Raw genomic sequence first — 17,841 nt, forward strand, 5'->3', positions numbered from 1 at the left:
TTTGACGAGAGGATGTGCTCGTGGGTGACGAACGGCCCGATGTGATGCTGACCGGGCTGCTCTTCTACGACCTCGTTCTCACCGGACTGGGGAAGCCGCCGACGGCCGGCGAGGAGATCTGGACCGAGGGAATGGGCGTCAGCCCCGGCGGCATCGCCAACCTGGCGGTCGCGGCCTCCCGGTTCGGCCTGCGCACCTCCCTGGCCACGGTCTTCGGCGACGACTACTACGGCGCGTACTGCCGTGAGGTCCTCGCCGACCAGGAGGGCATCGACCTCTCCCTGTCCCGCACCGCGGACGGCTGGCACACTCCCGTCACCGTCTCGCTGGCCCACGGCAACGACCGGGCCCTGGTCACCCACGGCCAGGAACCGCCGTACTCGCAGGACGAGCTGATGGGCGACCCGCCCGAGGCGCGCACCGCCCTCGTGCACATCGAGGCCGAACCGCGCGCCTGGCTCGCCAAGGCCGCCGCGGCCGGCACGCAGATCTACGCGGATGTCGGCTGGGACCCCACACAACAGTGGTCCCGGGACCTCCTCGACCAGCTCTCCCTGTGCCACGCCTTCCTCCCGAACGAGACGGAGGCGATGGCGTACACGCGCACCGAGAGCGCGGTCGCGGCGCTCGGCACGCTGACCGAGCTGGTGCCGGTCGCCGTGGTCACCCGGGGCGGCGACGGCGCGGTCGCGGTGGACCAGACGACGGGCGAGTACGCGGAGGTGCCCGCCCTCCCCGTCGACGTCCTGGACGCGACGGGTGCCGGAGACGTCTTCGGCGCGAGCTTCGTCACCGCCTCGCTCGGCGGCTGGCCGCTGGAGGAACGGCTGCGCTTCGCGGTGCTGGCCGCGGGCCTGTCCGTACAGCGGCACGGCGGTGCGCTGGCCGCGCCCGGCTGGTACGGCGTCCACCGCTGGTGGCAGACGCTCGAAGACCGTGAACTGCGACGTGCGTACGGCTTCCTGGCCGACCGCGTCCCGGCGGACCCGGGCCCTCCCGTCCGTCCCGCCCCCGTGGCCCCGCCCGACGCCACGCGTCGGCCGGGCGCACCCCGATGACCCCACACGCAACACCCCGTAAGACCCCCCGCATGACACGCACGACGCGCATGACCCCACGCATCGCAAAGCGAAACACCCCACGCACGACCCCCTGCAAGACCCCACGTACGCGAAGACCGAAAAGATCCGAAAGGCGGTGGGAGCTGTGCGGCTCTCACGAAGGGGCCTGCTGCGCGCCGGCCTGGCCGGTACGGCCGCCACGGCGCTGGGCGGCCTGGCGACCGGCTGCGGCGTTCCGACCGGCTCGACCGGCCGCAACATGGTCCTGTGGTACTGGAGCGGCGGGCTGAGCCCGAAGGTCGTCCAGGACGCCAAGGCCCGCTACGACAGCGCGGTGAATCTGCAGGCCATCCAGATCGGCGGCTACTACCGCTCGAAGCTGATGACCACGATGACCGGACGCGCCCACATCCCGGACATCGCCGGGCTCAAGGGCGAGGACATGGCCTCGTATCTGCCCAACTCCGACCAGTTCGTGGACCTGCGCACGCTCGGTGCCGAGAAACTGAAGGACCAGTACCTGCCCTGGAAGTGGGATCAGGGCATCGCCCCGGACGGTTCGATGGTGGGCTTCCCGATCGACTGCGGTCCGGTCGCGCACTACTACCAGCCCGCCGTCTTCCAGAAGGCCGGGCTGGCCTACGAGCCCGAGGACGTCTCCAAGGAGCTGGCCACCTGGGACCAGTTCTTCGCGGCCGGCGAGCAGCTGAAGAAGCGCCTCCCGGGCACGTTCATCCTGACCGACGCGCTGAGCGTCTTCGGCATCTCGGTCAACCAGACGACGAAGCGGTTCGTCGACAAGGACCGGCACTTCATCGGCGACCAGGAGCATGTGCGCACCGCCTGGGACCGTTCCGTCGAGGCCACCCGTCGCGGACTGGTCTCGAAGATCATCAACGGTACGGCCGACAACACCTCGGCCACCGAGCGGGGTCTGCTGCCCAGCCAGCTGAACGCCTCCTGGGCGGCCGGCGACATCAAGCTCAACGTGCCGAAGACCAAGGGCAAGTGGCGGGTGGCCGCGTGTCCGGGCGGTCCCTCGAACATCGGCGGCTCGTTCCTCGCGATCACCAAGGCGTGCCGGGAGCCCGAGAAGGCCTTCGAGATGATCACCTGGATGCTCGACGCGAGCAACCAGGCCCAGGGCTTCGTCGACTCGGTGCTCTTCCCCTCGACCCCGGCGTCCTACGCGATGAAGAAACTGCGCGAACCCGACGCCTTCTTCGGCGACCAGATCACCATGGACGTCTTCGGTCCGGCGGCGCAGAACATCCCGGTCGCCTTCAACAGCCCGTACGACGTCGCGCTGAGCACCCCGATCAACGACGAGCTGCGGAACTTCTCCGTCCTCGGCAAGGACCCGGACAAGGCCTGGAGGGACGCCATGAGCAAGTGCCGGCGCATCGCGGACCACCTGGGGGTGAGTTACTGATGGCTACCGCACCCGTGGTCGACACGCCCCCCGCGGCCCTCGCCGAGACCCCCGTCACCCACCCCAGGAAGGGCATCCTCAGCTACTGGCGGCTGTACGCCGCGATCTCCCCCTTCTATCTGCTGTTCCTCGCCTTCGGTCTGATCCCGGTCGGCTTCTCGCTCTATCTGTCGTTCCACCGCTGGGACGGCCTCGGCTCGATGGAGTTCGCGGGGCTCTCGCAGTACCGCTATCTGCTGTCGGACACCCAGTTCTGGACCTCGATCGGGAACACGATCATCATCTGGGCGCTGGCCACCTTCCCGATGATCTTCCTGGCGATGGTCACGGCCGTGATGCTCAACTCGGCCGTCCGCTTCAAGAACCTCTACCGGTTCGCCTACTTCCTGCCGAACGTCACCTCGATCGTCGCGGTCGCGATCATCTTCGGATCGGTCTTCTCCACCAACTTCGGTCTGGCCAACGCCCTGCTCCAGGCGGTCGGCCTCGACCAGGTGGCATGGCTGAACACTCCGTGGGGCATCAAGGTCGCCATCGCCACGCTGATGACCTGGCAGTGGACCGGCTACAACGCGATCATCTTCCTCGCGGGGCTCCAGACGATCCCGGGCGAGCTGTACGAGGCGGCGCGGGTGGACGGCGCCGGACCCATCCAGACCTTCTTCCGGATCACGCTGCCGCTGATGCGTCCGGTGCTGCTGTTCGTGCTCATCATCTCGACGGTCACGGGCCTGCAGACCTTCTCCGAACCGCAGGTGCTGCTGCAGACCACGGACAACAACTCGTCGTTCGCGGGCGGCCCCGGCCACTCCGGCCAGACCATGGTCCTCTACTTCTTCCAGCAGACCTTCGACAACAACGACTTCGGTTACGGCGCCGCCGTGGCCTGGGGCATCTTCCTCGTCGTCATCATCTTCTCGATCATCAACTGGCGCCTGGTGCAGCGCCGGGGCGAAGACTAGGGAGGCCCCACCATGGCAATCCTCAAGGGTTCATCGGCCTCCGTGCAGGGGGCGGGGCGCACGTCGACCATCAAGGGGTCACGGCGCCGGGGCATCGGCCTCCACCTCTCCCTGATCATCGGTCTGCTGCTCTCGGTCTTCCCGTTCTACTGGGCCGTGATCATGTCGACGCACTCGTCGACGGAGATCTTCTCCTACCCGCCGAAGCTGCTGCCCGGCTCGCACTTCCTCGAGAACGTCCGCAACCTCTTCGACAACGTCGACTTCTTCGGGTCGATGTTCAACTCGCTGCTGGTCGCGTGCTCGGTGACCGTCCTGGTCCTGTTCTTCGACTCGCTGGCCGCGTTCGTGTTCGCCAAGTTCCAGTTCCCGGGCCGCCGGGTGCTGTTCGCGCTGATGATGGTCATCTTCATGGTCCCGGCGCAGCTCCAGGCGATCCCCCAGTTCGTGATCATGGCGAAGCTGGGCTGGATCGGCTCGATGACCGCCCTGATCGTCCCGGCGGCGGCCAACGCCTTCGGCATCTTCTGGATGCGCCAGTACATGAAGAGCGCGATCCACGACGAGCTGATCGACGCCTCCAAGCTGGACGGGGCGGGCTTCCTGCGCCAGTACTGGCACGTGGCGCTCCCGGTGGTCCGGCCGGGCCTCGCCTTCCTCGGCATCTTCACCTTCATGGGCCAGTGGAACGACTACGCCTGGCCGCTGATCGCCCTCACCAACCCGGACAACGTGACCCTTCAGGTCGCGCTCTCCCAGCTGAACGGTGTCCACGGCACCACCGACTACGGAATGGTCATGACCGGCGCGCTTCTCGCCCTCGTCCCCCTGCTGATCGTCTTCGCGATCGGCGCCAAGCAGATCATCGCGGACCTCGGCAAGGGGGCCATCCGCTGATGAAGGACCCGCTGCTCGCGCTCCGCCCCTGGGAGTCACCTGAGGTGACCTCCTGGGGGCGGTTGCCCATGAACGCCGTCGACCGCCGGGCCGGTGCCCTGTCACTGGACGGCGCCTGGCGCTTCCAACTGCTTCCCACGCCCACCTCGGACCCCGGTCTCGCCTGGTCCTCGCTCCAGGTGCCCGGCTCCTGGACCACCCAGGACACGGACGACCTGCCGCAGTACACCAACTTCCGGATGCCCTGGGGCGAGTTCCCGCCCACCTCGCCGGACGCGAATCCGACGGGCGTGTACGAGCGTGAGGTGGACGTCCCCGCCGCGTGGGCCGGCCGCCGGATCGTGCTCCAGGTCGGCGCCGCCGAGAGCGTGCTGCTGGTCCATGTGGACGGGCGGCCCGTCGGCGTGTCCAAGGACTCGCACCTCGCTGCCGAGTTCGACCTCTCCGACGTCGTACGACCCGGAGAGCGCGCCTCGCTGCGGCTCACCGTCGTCAAGTGGTCGGACGCCTCGCACCTCGAGGACCAGGACCAGTGGTGGCACGCCGGGATCACCCGCTCGGTGCTGCTGTACGCCACCGATCCGCTGCGACTGGCCGACGTGACCGTACGGACGCGGTGCGACGGCGGCCTGCGGGTCGACTGCCAGGTGCGGGACGCCGGGGGCGCGCTGCCGGAGGGCTGGTACGTCACCGGGGAGCTGGACGGCCAGGTGCTCACCCAGGACGCCGCGTACGAGCGGTTCAAGGAGGAGGACGGCCGGGTCTCCGACTTCCTCGGCGAGCCCCGTCTCACCACGGTCGTCCAGGGCGTCCGCGCCTGGACCGCCGAGACGCCCGAGCTGTACGACCTGACCGTACGGCTGCACCGCGCCGACGGCTCGGTCGCCGACACCTCGCACCACCGCGTGGGCTTCCGCGAGGTCGAGATCCGCGGCCGGGACCTGCTCATCAACGGCGAGCGGGTCTACATCCGGGGCGTCAACCGGCACGACTTCCACCCGCTGACGGGCCGGACGGTGTCGTACGACGACATGCGCGCCGATCTGGTGACGCTGAAGCGCTTCGGCTTCAACGCGATCCGCACCGCCCACTATCCGAACGACCCGGCCCTGCTCGACCTCGCGGACGAGCTCGGCTTCTACGTCGTGGACGAGGCGAACATCGAGGCTCACGACCACGCGCACGAGATCGCCGACGACCCCCGCTACCTCGGCGCCTTCGTGGACCGCGTCTCCCGTATGGTCCTGCGCGACAAGAACCACCCCTCGGTGATCATCTGGTCGCTCGGCAACGAGTCCGACTACGGCGCCAACCACGACGCCGCCGCGGGCTGGCTGCGCCGCCACGACCCGTCCCGGCCCCTCCAGTACGAGGGCGCGGCGAAGCTCGGCTGGGCCGACCCGAAGGTCGCCTCCGACATCGCCTGCCCCATGTACGCCTCGCTCGAGGACTGTGTCGCGCACGCCCTCTCCGGGGAGCAGACCAAGCCCCTCATCCAGTGCGAGTACTCGCACGCCATGGGCAACAGCAACGGCACGCTGGCCGACCACTGGGCCGCCATCGAGTCAACCCCAGGGCTTCAGGGCGGTTTCATCTGGGAGTTCTGGGACCACGGCATCCTTCAACGCGTGAACGACGGAAGACCGGCCGGACGCGGTGGCGCCGGGCTGTATGACAACGGTGTCGCCGCGCCGGGCCACCGCTGGGCCTACGGCGGCGACTTCGGCGAGACGATCCACGACGGCGCCTTCGTGGCCGACGGGGTCGTCTTCCCCGACCGCACGCCCAAGCCGGTGATGTACGAGCACCGGGAGATCGCGGCGCCGGTGCGCCTCGCGTACGTCGGGGGCGAGCTGCGGCTCACCAACCACCAGCACTTCCGGGGCCTCGAGTGGCTGACCGCCGAGTGGGAGCTGTCCCTCGCGGAGGGCGGCACGCTGACGGCCGCGGCCGAGCTGCCCGACGTACGGGCGGGCGAATCGGTGGCCGTGCCGATGCCGTTCACGCTGCCGGAGGACGGCGGCGAGGCCTGGCTGACGCTGCGGGTGACCACGGCGCACGAGGAGGCGTGGGCACCGCGCGGCACGGAGGTGTGTGTGCCTCAGGTGCGGCTCAGGGCGGCCACCCCCGTGGGCTCTGCCGCCACTCCGGACCCCGCTGTCGAGGTCGGCGAGGACGGGCTGCTCGTCCATCCGCTGCTCACCGCGGCCCCCGTGCTGTCGCTGTGGCGGACACCGACCGACAACGACGAGCTCGGCGGCATGGCGGTGCGCTGGCGGGCCTGGGGGCTCGACGCGCTGGAGCGCAAGCTCGTCGACGTGCGCCGCGAGGACGCGAGCGTCACCGTGGTCACGGAGTACGCGACCCTGGCGGGCGCCGTACGTCACGAGCAGGTGTTCACCCGTGTCGAGGGCGGGGTGCGGATCGAGGAGACCGCACAGTTGCCGGCCGCGCTCGACGACGTACCGCGGGTGGGCTCGGTCTTCGAGACGGTCGCCGGGCTCGATGTCCTGGAGTGGTTCGGGCAGGGCCCCTGGGAGTCCTACCCGGACCGGAGCACCGGCGCGCCGGTGGGCCACCACTCCCTCCCCGTGGACGAGTTGTTCACCCCCTATCTGCGTCCGCAGGAGAGCGGCGGACGGCACGGTGTACGCCGCTTCACGCTCTCGGCGCCGGACGCCACGGGCTTCGCGGTCGCGCTCGACGAGCCGCGCCAGGTGACCGTGACCCGCTACCGGGCCGCGGATCTGGCGGCCGCCGCCCATCACGACGAGCTGGTGCCGCGGCCCGGCTGCGTAGTGCACCTCGACGCCGTGCACCGGGGGGTGGGCACGGCCTCGTGCGGACCCGACACCTCGCCCGGCTACCTCGTCCCGGCCGGCACCCACCGCTGGTCCTGGACGCTGCGCGTGCTCTGACACGCGCGCGGCGCGCGGCCCCTCCCACCGGCTCGACCCGTTCGACGTGACTCGACGCCCGACCTGACTCGAACTCTCACTGACCTTTTCGCACCTTCATGGAGCAGACGTGTGTACTTCGCATGACCAGGCGACGGAGGCCGAGCAGGCCGGCGCCGGCAGACGCAACTTCCTGCGGGCCACGGCCCTGATCGGCGCGGCGGCCACCACCTCGGTCGCCCTGCCCGCGGTGACGGCACAGGCGGCGACGCGTGAGGCGGACTGGCGGCCCGACGCCGACAGCCGCCGCTTCACGCTCGCCGTCATGCCCGACACGCAGTACCTCTTCGACGGGCCGAGCATCAACCCCGCGCCGATCGAGGCCTCGCTGCGCTATCTCCTGGAGCACGGCAAGGACGAGAACATCGTCTTCCTCTCGCACCTGGGCGACCTCACCCAGAACGGGGCGCAGCCCGAATTCGCCGCCGCGGGCAAGGCGTTCGAGCTGCTGGACCGGCGCGGCGTCGGCTACAGCGTGCTCGCGGGCAACCACGACATCAGGTCGTCCACGGACGACCAGCGGGGCGCGACCCCCTATCTGGACGTCTTCGGCCCGCAGCGCTTCCGGAGCAAGCGCACCTTCGGCGGCGCCTCGCCGGACGGCTACAACACCTTCCACCTGTTCCGGGCGGCGGGCATGGAGTGGCTCGTCCTCGCCCTGGACTGGCGGCTGTCGGCGCAGGGCTACGCGTGGGCGAAGGACGTCATCGCCCGGCACCCCAGGACGCCGGTCATCCTCACCACGCACGAGCTGGTCGTGGACGACGACACCCTGTCCTCGTACGGGCAGCAGCTCTGGGACCAGCTGATCCACGACCACGACCAGATCTTCCTGACCCTGAACGGGCACTACTGGCCCGCCGCCCGTGCCACCCGCACCAACGCCGCCGGACACGACGTCCACCTGCACCTGACGAACTATCAGAACCGCTACTACGGCGGCGCGGCGATGATCCGCCTCTACCGCTTCGACCTCGACCGCAACACCATCGACGTCGAGACCATCTCGCCGTGGATCCTGGGCCGGGCGGCCAAGGGCCTCAACGAGCTGGAGCGGCAGGAGATCGAACTCAGCGGCGACGCGGACCGGTTCTCGGTCGCCGTCGACTTCGAGGACCGCTTCGCGGGATTCGCGCCGGTGCCCGCCCGCTCGGCGCGCCCGGTGTCCGAGATGCTGGTCCGGGGCACTCTCGCGTACTGGCGCTTCGACGGGCACGCGGACGGTACGGCGGCCGAGGGCACGGTGCGCGACCGGTCCGGGCACGGCAACGACCTGACCGTGGTCAAGGTCGGCGACAGTGCCCTCACCTGGTCCTCCGCCCACCACCCCGACCAGCCGGGTCACGGCAGCCTCTTCTTCCAGGGCGGCAAGCCCCCGCTGAAGGGCGCGTATCTGCGCACGGTCGACGGGGCGCCCCTCAACTCGGCCACCTTCAAGCGTGGTTACACCATCGAGGCCTTCTACCAGCTCCCCGCCGACTGGGACGCCTCGCACCACGCCTGGGCCTCGCTGGTCAGCCGTACCGGCACGGGCGGTGGCGCGGGCAAGACCGCCGACGATCCGGACGAGCCGCTCGCCACGCTCTCCCTCTCCGACGGGCCCGGCCCGCAGTGGGCCGTCCGGCCGCTCAACCAGCAGGGCATCGTCACCAACTGGGGCGACGAGACAGCCCGCGAGCAGTGGTGGCACGTCGCCGTCGTCAACGACGGCTCGCACACCACGATGTACGTCCAGGGCTGCCCGGTCGCCCGCAACCCGCACACCGTCGCGGTCGGTCTCACCTCGCTCGGGCTGCCCTGGCTGCTCGGCGGCTACGAGTACGCGGGCAAGATCGACCAGATCCTGCACGGACGGCTCGGCGACGTACGGGTCGTCGAACGGGCGCTGCCCGTCGCGCAGTTCATGAACCACTGAGCCGTCTCGGCCACCGGTGACCCGAAGATCTTCCGACTCCCCGAGGGAGAAGTTCCGCATGTCCGAGCAGCAACTGCCCGCCTGGGCCGATCCATCCGTCTCCCCCGCCGCGCTGGACCCGCAGGGCGTGTCACGGCGCGGGCTGCTGCGCAGCGCCGGCCTGTTCGGGGCTGCCTTCGCGGTGGGCGCGCTCGCCACCCCCGCGGCGGCCGACTCCCGGCGCCTCGGCGGCGACGACCCGCGCCTCGCCTATCTCGTCGGCGACCACCACATCCACTCCGTGTACAGCCACGACGCGAAGTACACGTTCTCCCAGCTCGCCCAGGCGAGCGCCACGTACGGCCTGGACTGGATGGTCTTCAACGAGCACGCCAACTTCGGGCACGCCGCCTTCGGCGCCCAGTTGGAGCACCAGGAGATCCTGAAGGCGCGCGCCGAGAACCCGCGTCAGCTGATCTTCCAGGGTCTGGAGTGGTACATACCGGGCGCCGAGCACGCCACGGTCTTCGCGGCGCCCGGCCGGCACGAGGTGGATCTCCTCACGAAGTTCGAACTCGCCTACGACGGCAAGCTGCTGGGCTACACGGCGGGCTCGCCGACCAGCCCCGACACGGCCCGCAACGAGGCCCACGCGGTCAAGGCCATCAAGTGGCTCGCGGAGCAGCGCCGCACCGGTTACGTCGACGACGTGCTCGTCCTCGCCAACCACCCCACGCGCCTGGGCATCGACTCCCCGCACGAGATGCGGAACTGGCGGGACGCGGCGCCCGAGATCATGATCGGCATGGAGGGAGCGCCCGGCGCCCAGGGCGGCGGCATCCCCGGCTGGGTCGGCTCGGGCCAGCAGCGCGGCGAGTACACCAACAAGCCGTCCGCGGACTCCTTCGCCGGGTACCCGGAGAACGCGTACGTGCTGTACGGCGGCTTCGACTGGATGACGGCGACCGTCGGCGGCATGTGGGACGCGATGCTCGCCGAGGGCAGGCTGTTCACCATCACCACCAACTCCGACGTACACCGCGTCGTCTTCGACACCTGGAAGAACGGCGACTGGGCACCCGGGCAGAACTTCGACAACACCGGGCACGTTCCCGACCCGGTGAGCACCGACTCGCAGCAGCCGGGCGGCGACTTCTGGCCCGGCCAGTTCAGCCGCACCCACGTGGGCGTGACCCGCTACGGCTACCGCGCCGTGATGGCGGGCCTGCGCGCGGGCCGCGTCTGGCTCGACCACGGGCACCTGCTCGACGGGCTCGACGTCCGGGTGAAGCGGGACTGCGACCACGGTCCGGGTGTGACCATGGGCGGCCGGATCCGCGTCCGCAAGGGCGAGAAGCTCACCCTGTCGGTCACCGTGACGACCGCCTCGCGCGCCAACCCCCACGGAATCCTGCCGGAGTTGGCGCACGTCGACGTGATCCGTGGCGCGGTGCGCGGCCCGGCCGCCGACCGCGACGACTGGCGCGCGCCCGACACCAAGGTCGTCCGCACGGTGGACGTGAGTGGCCGCAAGGGCACGTACACCCTGCGCATCCCGCTGGTCGCCGGCGACGAGTCCTTCTACGTCCGGCTGCGCGGCAGCGACGGCAACCGCAACGGTACGGGCTACCTGGGCGCCTCGATCGACCCGCACGGCCCGATTCCGCACGTGCCCGGAAACGGTGACCCGTGGGTCGACACGTGGTTCTACGCGAACCCCGTGTTCGTCGACGTGGTGAGCGGCCGGTAGGGAGAGCGGCCGTCCGGCGTGGACCGTCAGGCGTAGAAGCGCGACAGGCTCTGGAGGACGGCGGCGGGCTTCTGGCCGCCGTCGATCTCTATCGTCCCGTCGACGGCGATCTGCACCCCGCCCGGCACGTCCTCGACCGAGGCGAGCCTCGCGACCAGCCGGATGCGCGAGCCGGCCTTCACCGGGGCGGGGAAACGCACCTTGTTCAGACCGTAGTTGACCTTCGTCGACACGCCTTCGACCTCCAGCAGCCCGGTGAAGAGCGGGATGAAGAGGGAGAGGGTCAGATAGCCGTGCGCGATGGGAGCGCCGAAGGGGCCCCCGGCCGCCTTCTCCGGGTCGACGTGGATCCACTGGTGGTCGCCGGTGGCGTCGGCGAAGGTGTTGATCCGCTCCTGGGTGACCTCGATCCACTCGCTGGTGCCGAGGTCCCTGCCGGCGAGCTTCTTGAGCTCGTCGAGACCGTTCACGGTGATGCTCATGTGTACTTTCCTGCCTATGAGTTGGTGGTGCCGTACCGCGTACGGACACGGGCCTTGAGGAGCTTTCCGGAGGCGGTGCGCGGGAGTTCGTCCACGACGACCACCGACTTCGGGATCTTGTACTTGGCGAGGTGTCCGGCGAGCGAGGCGAGGACCTCGTCCGGGTCGAGTTCGACGCCCTCGCGGGGGACGACGACCGCGCGCGGCACCTCGCCCCACTTGTCGTCAGCCACACCGATGACGGCGCACTCGACGATGCCGGGGTGGCCGAGGAGCAGGTCCTCGATCTCGGCGGGGTAGATGTTCTCGCCACCCGAGATGATCATGTCCTTGATGCGGTCGACGATGAAGACATAGCCGTCCTCGTCGACCCGGGCGGCGTCCCCGCTGCGGAACCAGCCGTCGGCGAACACCGCGGCCGTCTCGTCGGGCAGCCCCCAGTAGCCGGGCATGACGTGCGGCCCGCGGACGACCACCTCACCCGTCTCCCCGATGTCGACCGGCGTGAAGTCGGGCCGTACGACCCGCACATCGCTGAAGAAGTGCGGCACGCCCGCCGAGCCCGCCTTGCCGACCGCGTGTTCCGCGTCCAGGAAGAGGGTGCCGGGCGACGCCTCGGTCATGCCGTAGCCCTGGAGGAAAGTGAGCCCGTGCTCCTGGTAGGCGGCGATGAGCGGGGTCGGTACGGGTGAGCCGCCGCAGGTGAGGATGCGCAACGAGGACAGGTCGGCGTCGGCCCACCGGGGATGCCGGGCCACCTGGTCGAACATCGTCGGCACCCCGAACATGAAGGTGATCCGGTGCCGTTCGATCAGGTCGAGGGTGGCCGCCGGGTCGAAGGACTCGACCAGGACACAGGTGCCGCCCTTGAGCAGCACCGGCAGGGTCAGCATGTTCAGCCCGGCCGTGTGGAACAACGGGGCCGAGACCAGGGCGCGTTCGTCGGCGATCAGGTCGTGGTCGACGAGGACGTTGACCGCGTTCCAGGTCAGATTGCCGTGGGTGAGCATCGCGCCCTTGGGGCGGCCCGTCGTGCCCGAGGTGTACATGATGATGCACATGTCCTCGGCGGTGACGGGCTGGTCGATCGGTTCCTCGGCGGCCTGGTCGATCAGCTCCTCGTACCCGGAGCCGACTTCGACGAACGTCCGGACGTGCGCGTTGCCCGGCAGCCCCGCGACGAGTCCGGCCAGCGAGGGCGCGTACACCAGGGCCTTGGCGCCCGAGTCGCTGAGCTGGTAGGCGATCTCGGGGCCGGCGAGTCGGGGGTTGAGCGGCACGAAGACCACGCCGAGCGTGCCCGCCGCGAAGAGGGTTTCGAGGTAGGAGGGGTGGTTGGGGCCGAGATAGGCGATGCGGTCGCCGCGGCGCAGGCCGAGCGCGCGCAGTGCGTGGGCCAGGCGGGTGGTGCGGGCGTACAGCTCGGCATAGCTGACGGTGGTGTCGCCGTGGATCAGGGCGGTGCGGTGCGGGGTCTTGCGGGCCCGGCGTGCGGGCCACGACCCCAGTCCCTCATTGCGCATCTGTGGCCCCTTACGGTGTCAGCCCGAGCAGCCGGGCGGCGTTCTCCTTGAGGATCTTCGGCTTGACCTCGTCCTTGATCGTCAGCTTGTCGAAGTCGGCGAGCCAGCGGTCGGGGGTGAGGACGGGGTAGTCGGAGCCGAAGAGCACCTTGTCCTTGAGCAGTGTGTTGGCGTACTGCACGAGCTGCGGCGGGAAGTACTTGGGCGACCAGCCGGACAGGTCGATGTGCACACCCGGCTTGTGGGTGGCGACAGCCAGCGCCTCGTCCTGCCAGGGGAAGGAGGGGTGCGCCAGGATGATCTTGAGGTGCGGGAAGTCAGCGGCCACGTCGTCCACGTGCAGGGGGTTGGAGTACTTCAGCCGGATGCCGCCGCCTCCCGGTACCCCGGCCCCGATCCCCGTCTGCCCGGTGTGGAAGAGGGCGATGGTGCCGGTCTCCTCGATCACCTCGTACAGGTCGTACGCCACCGACCTGTCGTTGGGGAAGAAGCCCTGGATGCTGGGGTGGAACTTGAAGCCCTTGACCCCGTACTCCTCGACGAGCCGGCGGGCCTGCTTGACGCCTGCCCTGCCGCGGAAGGGGTCGATGGAGGCGAAGGGGATCAGCACGTCAGGATGCGCGGCGGCGGCCTCGGCGACCTCCTCGTTCGGGACGGGCGCGGTGCCGGTGGCGGACTCGGCGTCCACCGTGAAGATCACGGCGGCCATCTTCCGCTCGCGGTAGTAGGCGGCCGTCTCCTCCAGGGTGGGCTTCCGCTTGCCCTCGACCTTGAAGTACGCGCTGGAGGCTTCGTGCAGATCGTCGTCGAGCGAGGCGTGGCCCTTCGAGGACACCTCCGCGTGGGTGTGGACGTCGATCGCGACGAGTTCGTTCAGGTCCATCACGCCTCCGGAAGCTTCGGCGCGGGGATCCCGACGGTCTGCGGCTCGGCGCCGACCGACGTGGCCCAGGCGTCGGCCAGGGTGTCGGGGGTCCAGCCGCCGTCCGCGTACGCCGCCCTGACCTCCTGCGGGTGCGACCAGAGTGCCACCTTGTCACCGCCGATGCCGATGGCCTGGCCGGTGACACCGCGGGCGGCGTCGGAGGCGAGGAACGGGACGAGGGCGGCGCAGTCCTCGGGGGTGCCGAAGCCCTCGCCCTTGCGGAGGAAGTCGGGCAGCGGCTCGCCGTTCCTCATGGCCTCGACGTACGGGGCGAACGCGGGGATGGTCTCGGTCATGGCGGTGGCGGCGACCGGCACGATCGCGTTGACGGTGATGCCCGCGCGGCCCAGCTCCATCGACCAGGTACGGGCCATGGCGGCGATGCCCGCCTTCGCGGCGGCGTAGTTCGTCTGACCGAAGTTCCCGCGCTGCCCGGCCGGCGAGCCGACCAGGATCAGCGAGCCGCCCTCGCCCTGCTCGCGCATGCGCACGGCGGCGGCGCGGGCGCAGGTGAAGGTGCCCTTCAGATGCGTGGTGATCACCGCGTCGAAGTCGTCGTCGGTCATCTTCCACAGCACCTTGTCGCGCAGGATGCCCGCGTTGGTGACCAGGATGTCGAGCCGTCCGAACTCCTGCACCGCACGGGCGACGAGCCGGTCGGCCGCCTCGGTGGTGCCGACCGGGACCACCTCGGCCACGGCCTTGCCGCCCGCGGCGGTGATGGACTTCACGGCCTGCTCGGCCACGGCCTCGTCGACGTCGTTGACGACGACGCAGGCGCCGACGGCCGCCAGGGCGTGTGCGTAGGCCAGGCCCAGGCCACGGCCGCTGCCGGTGACGACGGCCACCTTGCCGGTGAGATCGATGCTGGGCACGAGGGAGTCCCTTCGACGCTGAGGGTCCAGAGCGCGGCGTTGCGATGCCGAGCTGCGGCTACGAGATCGAAGCTAAGGACAATAATTGTTGACGTCAATAGTTGTTGCCGACTCATCCGTGCGGCATGCTGTGCGGAGTAGGGCGCGATGCTGTACGCAGTACGGCATGCCGTACCCGGCACGAATGAACCGCCCCGCCCGGGGCCCGGCCCAGGGAGCCCGTCATCGCAGGCCAGCAGCACGCCACCAGCCCGGCCACCGGCCCCGTCCCCATCGACGCCCAGGAGCCGTGGATGCGCGGACTGCACGCCGACACCGGCTATCTGCTGTACCGGCTGGGCCTTCGCTCGGGGCAGCTGTTCAACACCTTCCTCCAGGAGTCGGGGCTGCGGCTGCGCCACTACGCGCTGCTGCGCTTCCTGGCCACCTCCGAAGGTGCGCTCCAGCGGGAGCTGAGCTCGCGGCTCGGCTACGACCCGAGCGCGATCGTCGGACTCGTCGACGACCTCGAGAAGCTCGGTTTCGCCGAGCGCCGCCCTTCACCGGACGACCGCCGCAGCCGGATCGTCGTGCTCACGGACGACGGCCGGGCGTTCCTGCGCGACACGGACGAGGCGGGCCTGCGCGTCACGAACGACCTGCTCCAGCCGCTCGCCCCCGCCGAGCGGGACGCCCTGCACACGCTCCTGCAACGGGTCGCGGAAGCCGAACTGAACTCATGACCACGCTGTCCGCGCCCGACCGTCTGCTCGCCGTGCTCGCCGCCTTCGACCACCAGCACCCGGCGCTCTCCCTGACGGGAATCAGCCGCCGGGCCGGACTGACCCTCACCACCGCGCACCGGCTGGTCGGCGCCCTCACCGACTGGGGCGCGCTGGAGCGGGACGCGGACGGCGTCTACCACGTGGGCCTGCGCCTCTGGGAGATCGCGGCCCTCGCTCCCCGTGGCCTCGCCCTCCGCCAGATCGCGCTGCCGTACCTGGAGGACCTGTACGAGGCCACGCACGAGAACGTGCAGATGGCGGTCCGCGACGGCGCCGAGGTCGTCTACATCGAGTGGATCTCCGGACGCTCCGCGGTCGGTGTACGCATCCAGGTCGGCGCCCGCTGGCCACTGCACGCGACGGGCGTGGGCCTCGCGCTGCTGGCCCACGGCGACTCGACGTCCCAAGAGGCCTACTGCTCAGGGCCGTTGGCCGCGTTCACCCCGCACACCCTCACCGACGGGGCCCGCCTGCGCCGCACGCTCGCCGAAGTCCGTCGCACCGGCGTCGCGGTGAGCAGCCGTCAGGTCACCGACGACGCCCTGTCGGTCGCCGCTCCGGTGCGCGGCGCGGGCGGCGCGGTGGTCGCGGCGGTCTCCGTCGTGGTCCCCGAACACGGCGCCCAGGTACCGGGGTTGATTCCTGCGGTACGGCTGGCGGCGCGGGGGATCTCGCGCGCCCTGGGGTGGCAGCCGCAGACACGACCTGAGCCGGGCACCTGAGGCTCCCGGGAGTACTGCAAGGGCGAGCATTTCCCTCCTGGCCGGCCGCGCGTACGCCGTTCCTTCAGGACGATTCTCAGGTCCTCTTCACGTAAATCTCAGGCGGCGGCCCCGGGTTTCAAAGAATCGCCCCAGGAACGCGGCGCAGGATGCACCAGCAGTCGTGGTGGTGGTCATCCAGGAAAGGCGTGCCGTGGGCTTCGCGAAGAATTCGAACCGGTCCGAGCGGTGGACGGCGAACCGGTCCGAGCGGCAGGCCTGGTCGCGGCGTGGGGTGCTGGCCGCCCTCGGCGCCGTGCCGGCCCTGGGCGTCCTCACGGGCTGCAGCGGCTCGGCGGACGCCACGGAGGGAACGGACGCGAAGGCGGGCGCGAGCACGAAGTCCGAGGTCAAGACCCCGAGCGTGACCGTCACCCCGGCCGACGGCACGAAGAAGGCCGGTTTCACGACCCCGGTCGAGGTCACCGTCAGCGACGGCACGCTCGCGAGCGTCGAGGTCAGCGGAAACGACGGCTCCACCCTGGCCGGATCCTTCAATGACGCCCGTACGAAATGGACGTCCACGAAAAACCCCTACTCGGGCACCAAATACACGGTCACGGTCACACCGAAGGGCGCCGCCGCGCGGAGCGCGAGCTTCGTCACGAAGCAGCCCTCGGAAACGTTCGTGGGTTATTTCACGCCCGAGGCGAATTCGACCTCCGGTGTCGGCATGCCCGTGTCGATCAACTTCACCGAGGCCGTGAAGGACCGGGCCGCCGTGGAAAAGGCGATCACGGTGACGGCGGAGCCCGCGGTCGAGGTGGTCGGCCACTGGTTCAGCGACACTCGCCTCGACTTCCGGCCCGAGGAGTACTGGGCCGCGGGCACGAAGATCACGCTGAGCCTGCGTCTGAAGGACGTCGAGGGCACGACCGGCGTCTACGGCACCCAGTCCAAGGACGTCACCTTCCACATCGGCCGCCGTCAGATCAGCACGGTCGACCTGGCGAAGAAGACCATGACCGTCGAGCGCGACGGCTCCACCCTCGCCACCTACCCGGTGAGCGGCGGCGACGCCGACCACACCACCTGGTCCGGGATCATGGTGATCAGCGAGCGGTTCAAGCAGACCCGGATGGAGTCCTCGACCGTCGGGCTCGGCGACGAGTACGACATCTCGGACGTCCCGCACGCCCAGCGCCTGACCACCTCCGGCACCTTCATCCACGGCAACTACTGGGCCTCGACCTCGGTCTTCGGCTCCACCAACACCAGCCACGGTTGTGTCGGCCTGCACGACGCCAAGGGCGCGAACGACAGCTCCGTGCCGGGCTACAAGTTCTACGCCGGTTCGATGCTCGGGGATGTCGTCGTCGTCAGGAACTCGGGCGAGAAGACCGTCGAGGCGTCCAACGGCCTCAACGGCTGGAACCTGTCCTGGTCGGACTGGAAGGCGGGGAGCGCCCGCTAGGCACGGCCCCGCACATCCCACTCTTCAATGCCTGAACTCCCGCACAGGGAAAGGAGTTTCTCGGCTTTACCTCTTGACGGTCGGAGTGACAGAGAGCACATTAGCCGCGCACCTTGCTGAGAGCGCTCTCAGCAGCACCCGCGC

At 69.9% G+C, this 17,841-nt stretch carries 14 protein-coding genes; 10 read left to right on the plus strand and 4 right to left on the minus strand.

Going from position 1 to position 17,841, the window contains the following annotated elements; all coding sequences use genetic code 11:
- Window positions 1-20 precede the first annotated feature (20 nt).
- The 7 genes from ACZ7M2_RS13280 (at window position 21) to ACZ7M2_RS13310 (ending at window position 10,953) form a co-directional block, all read left to right on the plus strand.
- Window positions 21-1,058 carry a carbohydrate kinase family protein gene (locus tag ACZ7M2_RS13280; RefSeq protein WP_471595322.1) on the plus strand — a complete coding sequence of 346 codons (1,038 nt, stop codon included), beginning with the start codon at window positions 21-23 and terminating at the stop codon, window positions 1,056-1,058.
- Between the two features lie 148 nt (window positions 1,059-1,206).
- Window positions 1,207-2,493: an ABC transporter substrate-binding protein gene (locus tag ACZ7M2_RS13285; RefSeq protein WP_471595323.1), complete on the plus strand. Its 1,287-nt coding sequence runs from the start codon at window positions 1,207-1,209 to the stop codon at window positions 2,491-2,493.
- A complete protein-coding gene (locus ACZ7M2_RS13290; RefSeq protein ID WP_471595324.1) occupies window positions 2,493-3,455 on the plus strand; it encodes a carbohydrate ABC transporter permease in 963 nt (320 codons plus the stop codon). The genes ACZ7M2_RS13285 and ACZ7M2_RS13290 overlap by 1 nt, the downstream gene beginning before the upstream one ends.
- Before the next feature lie 12 nt (window positions 3,456-3,467).
- Window positions 3,468-4,352, plus strand: coding sequence for a carbohydrate ABC transporter permease (locus tag ACZ7M2_RS13295; protein WP_471595325.1), 885 nt, complete (start codon window positions 3,468-3,470; stop codon window positions 4,350-4,352).
- Window positions 4,352-7,270, plus strand: a complete 2,919-nt coding sequence (locus ACZ7M2_RS13300) for a glycoside hydrolase family 2 TIM barrel-domain containing protein (RefSeq protein ID WP_471595326.1) — start codon at window positions 4,352-4,354, stop codon at window positions 7,268-7,270. Before ACZ7M2_RS13295 ends, ACZ7M2_RS13300 begins: the two co-directional genes overlap by 1 nt.
- 109 nt (window positions 7,271-7,379) lie before the next feature.
- Window positions 7,380-9,224 (plus strand): LamG-like jellyroll fold domain-containing protein, encoded by a 1,845-nt coding sequence (locus ACZ7M2_RS13305; protein ID WP_471595327.1) that lies wholly within the window; start codon window positions 7,380-7,382, stop codon window positions 9,222-9,224.
- 58 nt (window positions 9,225-9,282) lie between these two features.
- A complete protein-coding gene (locus tag ACZ7M2_RS13310) occupies window positions 9,283-10,953 on the plus strand; it encodes a histidinol-phosphatase (protein ID WP_471595328.1) in 1,671 nt (556 codons plus the stop codon).
- 26 nt (window positions 10,954-10,979) lie between these two features.
- Here ACZ7M2_RS13310 and ACZ7M2_RS13315 read toward each other — a convergent pair whose 3' ends face one another.
- The 4 genes from ACZ7M2_RS13315 to ACZ7M2_RS13330 are packed head-to-tail and all read right to left on the minus strand — an operon-like array spanning window position 10,980 to window position 14,758.
- On the minus strand, window positions 10,980-11,435 hold the full coding sequence (locus tag ACZ7M2_RS13315) for a MaoC family dehydratase (protein ID WP_471595329.1): 456 nt from the start codon (window positions 11,433-11,435) through the stop codon (window positions 10,980-10,982).
- Between the two features lie 14 nt (window positions 11,436-11,449).
- On the minus strand, window positions 11,450-12,958 hold the full coding sequence (gene menE / locus ACZ7M2_RS13320) for an o-succinylbenzoate--CoA ligase (RefSeq protein WP_471595330.1): 1,509 nt from the start codon (window positions 12,956-12,958) through the stop codon (window positions 11,450-11,452).
- A gap of 10 nt (window positions 12,959-12,968) precedes the next feature.
- Complete coding sequence (locus ACZ7M2_RS13325) at window positions 12,969-13,841, minus strand: amidohydrolase family protein (RefSeq protein ID WP_403691168.1); 873 nt, start codon at window positions 13,839-13,841, stop codon at window positions 12,969-12,971.
- Window positions 13,841-14,758 (minus strand): SDR family NAD(P)-dependent oxidoreductase, encoded by a 918-nt coding sequence (locus ACZ7M2_RS13330; RefSeq protein ID WP_471595331.1) that lies wholly within the window; start codon window positions 14,756-14,758, stop codon window positions 13,841-13,843. Before ACZ7M2_RS13330 ends, ACZ7M2_RS13325 begins: the two co-directional genes overlap by 1 nt.
- 293 nt (window positions 14,759-15,051) lie before the next feature.
- Between ACZ7M2_RS13330 and ACZ7M2_RS13335 the strand changes: the two genes are divergently transcribed.
- From ACZ7M2_RS13335 to ACZ7M2_RS13345, 3 genes are all read left to right on the plus strand, one after another.
- Entirely contained in the window at window positions 15,052-15,480 is a 429-nt protein-coding gene (locus ACZ7M2_RS13335; RefSeq protein ID WP_067361645.1) for a MarR family winged helix-turn-helix transcriptional regulator, read from the plus strand.
- Window positions 15,477-16,244: an IclR family transcriptional regulator gene (locus tag ACZ7M2_RS13340; RefSeq protein ID WP_471595332.1), complete on the plus strand. Its 768-nt coding sequence runs from the start codon at window positions 15,477-15,479 to the stop codon at window positions 16,242-16,244. Before ACZ7M2_RS13335 ends, ACZ7M2_RS13340 begins: the two co-directional genes overlap by 4 nt.
- A 193-nt stretch (window positions 16,245-16,437) precedes the next feature.
- The gene (locus ACZ7M2_RS13345) at window positions 16,438-17,697 is read left to right on the plus strand and encodes a L,D-transpeptidase (protein ID WP_471596002.1); all 1,260 of its coding nucleotides are present in this window, start codon (window positions 16,438-16,440) and stop codon (window positions 17,695-17,697) included.
- Window positions 17,698-17,841: the final 144 nt, after the last annotated feature.

The sequence above is a fragment of the Streptomyces sp. NPDC111507 genome, assembly GCF_055638955.1.

Excerpts from the sequence above, each read along its gene's own strand:
- ACZ7M2_RS13300 (WP_471595326.1), top strand. The coding sequence starts at position 4,352 with ATGAAGGACCCGCTGCTCGCGCTCCGCCCCTGGGAGTCACCTGAGGTG.
- ACZ7M2_RS13315 (WP_471595329.1), bottom strand. The coding sequence starts at position 11,435 with ATGAGCATCACCGTGAACGGTCTCGACGAGCTCAAGAAGCTCGCCGGC.
- ACZ7M2_RS13325 (WP_403691168.1), bottom strand. The coding sequence starts at position 13,841 with ATGGACCTGAACGAACTCGTCGCGATCGACGTCCACACCCACGCGGAG.
- menE (WP_471595330.1), bottom strand. The coding sequence starts at position 12,958 with ATGCGCAATGAGGGACTGGGGTCGTGGCCCGCACGCCGGGCCCGCAAG.
- ACZ7M2_RS13335 (WP_067361645.1), top strand. The coding sequence starts at position 15,052 with ATGCGCGGACTGCACGCCGACACCGGCTATCTGCTGTACCGGCTGGGC.
- ACZ7M2_RS13295 (WP_471595325.1), top strand. The coding sequence starts at position 3,468 with ATGGCAATCCTCAAGGGTTCATCGGCCTCCGTGCAGGGGGCGGGGCGC.
- ACZ7M2_RS13290 (WP_471595324.1), top strand. The coding sequence starts at position 2,493 with ATGGCTACCGCACCCGTGGTCGACACGCCCCCCGCGGCCCTCGCCGAG.
- ACZ7M2_RS13310 (WP_471595328.1), top strand. The coding sequence starts at position 9,283 with ATGTCCGAGCAGCAACTGCCCGCCTGGGCCGATCCATCCGTCTCCCCC.
- ACZ7M2_RS13340 (WP_471595332.1), top strand. The coding sequence starts at position 15,477 with ATGACCACGCTGTCCGCGCCCGACCGTCTGCTCGCCGTGCTCGCCGCC.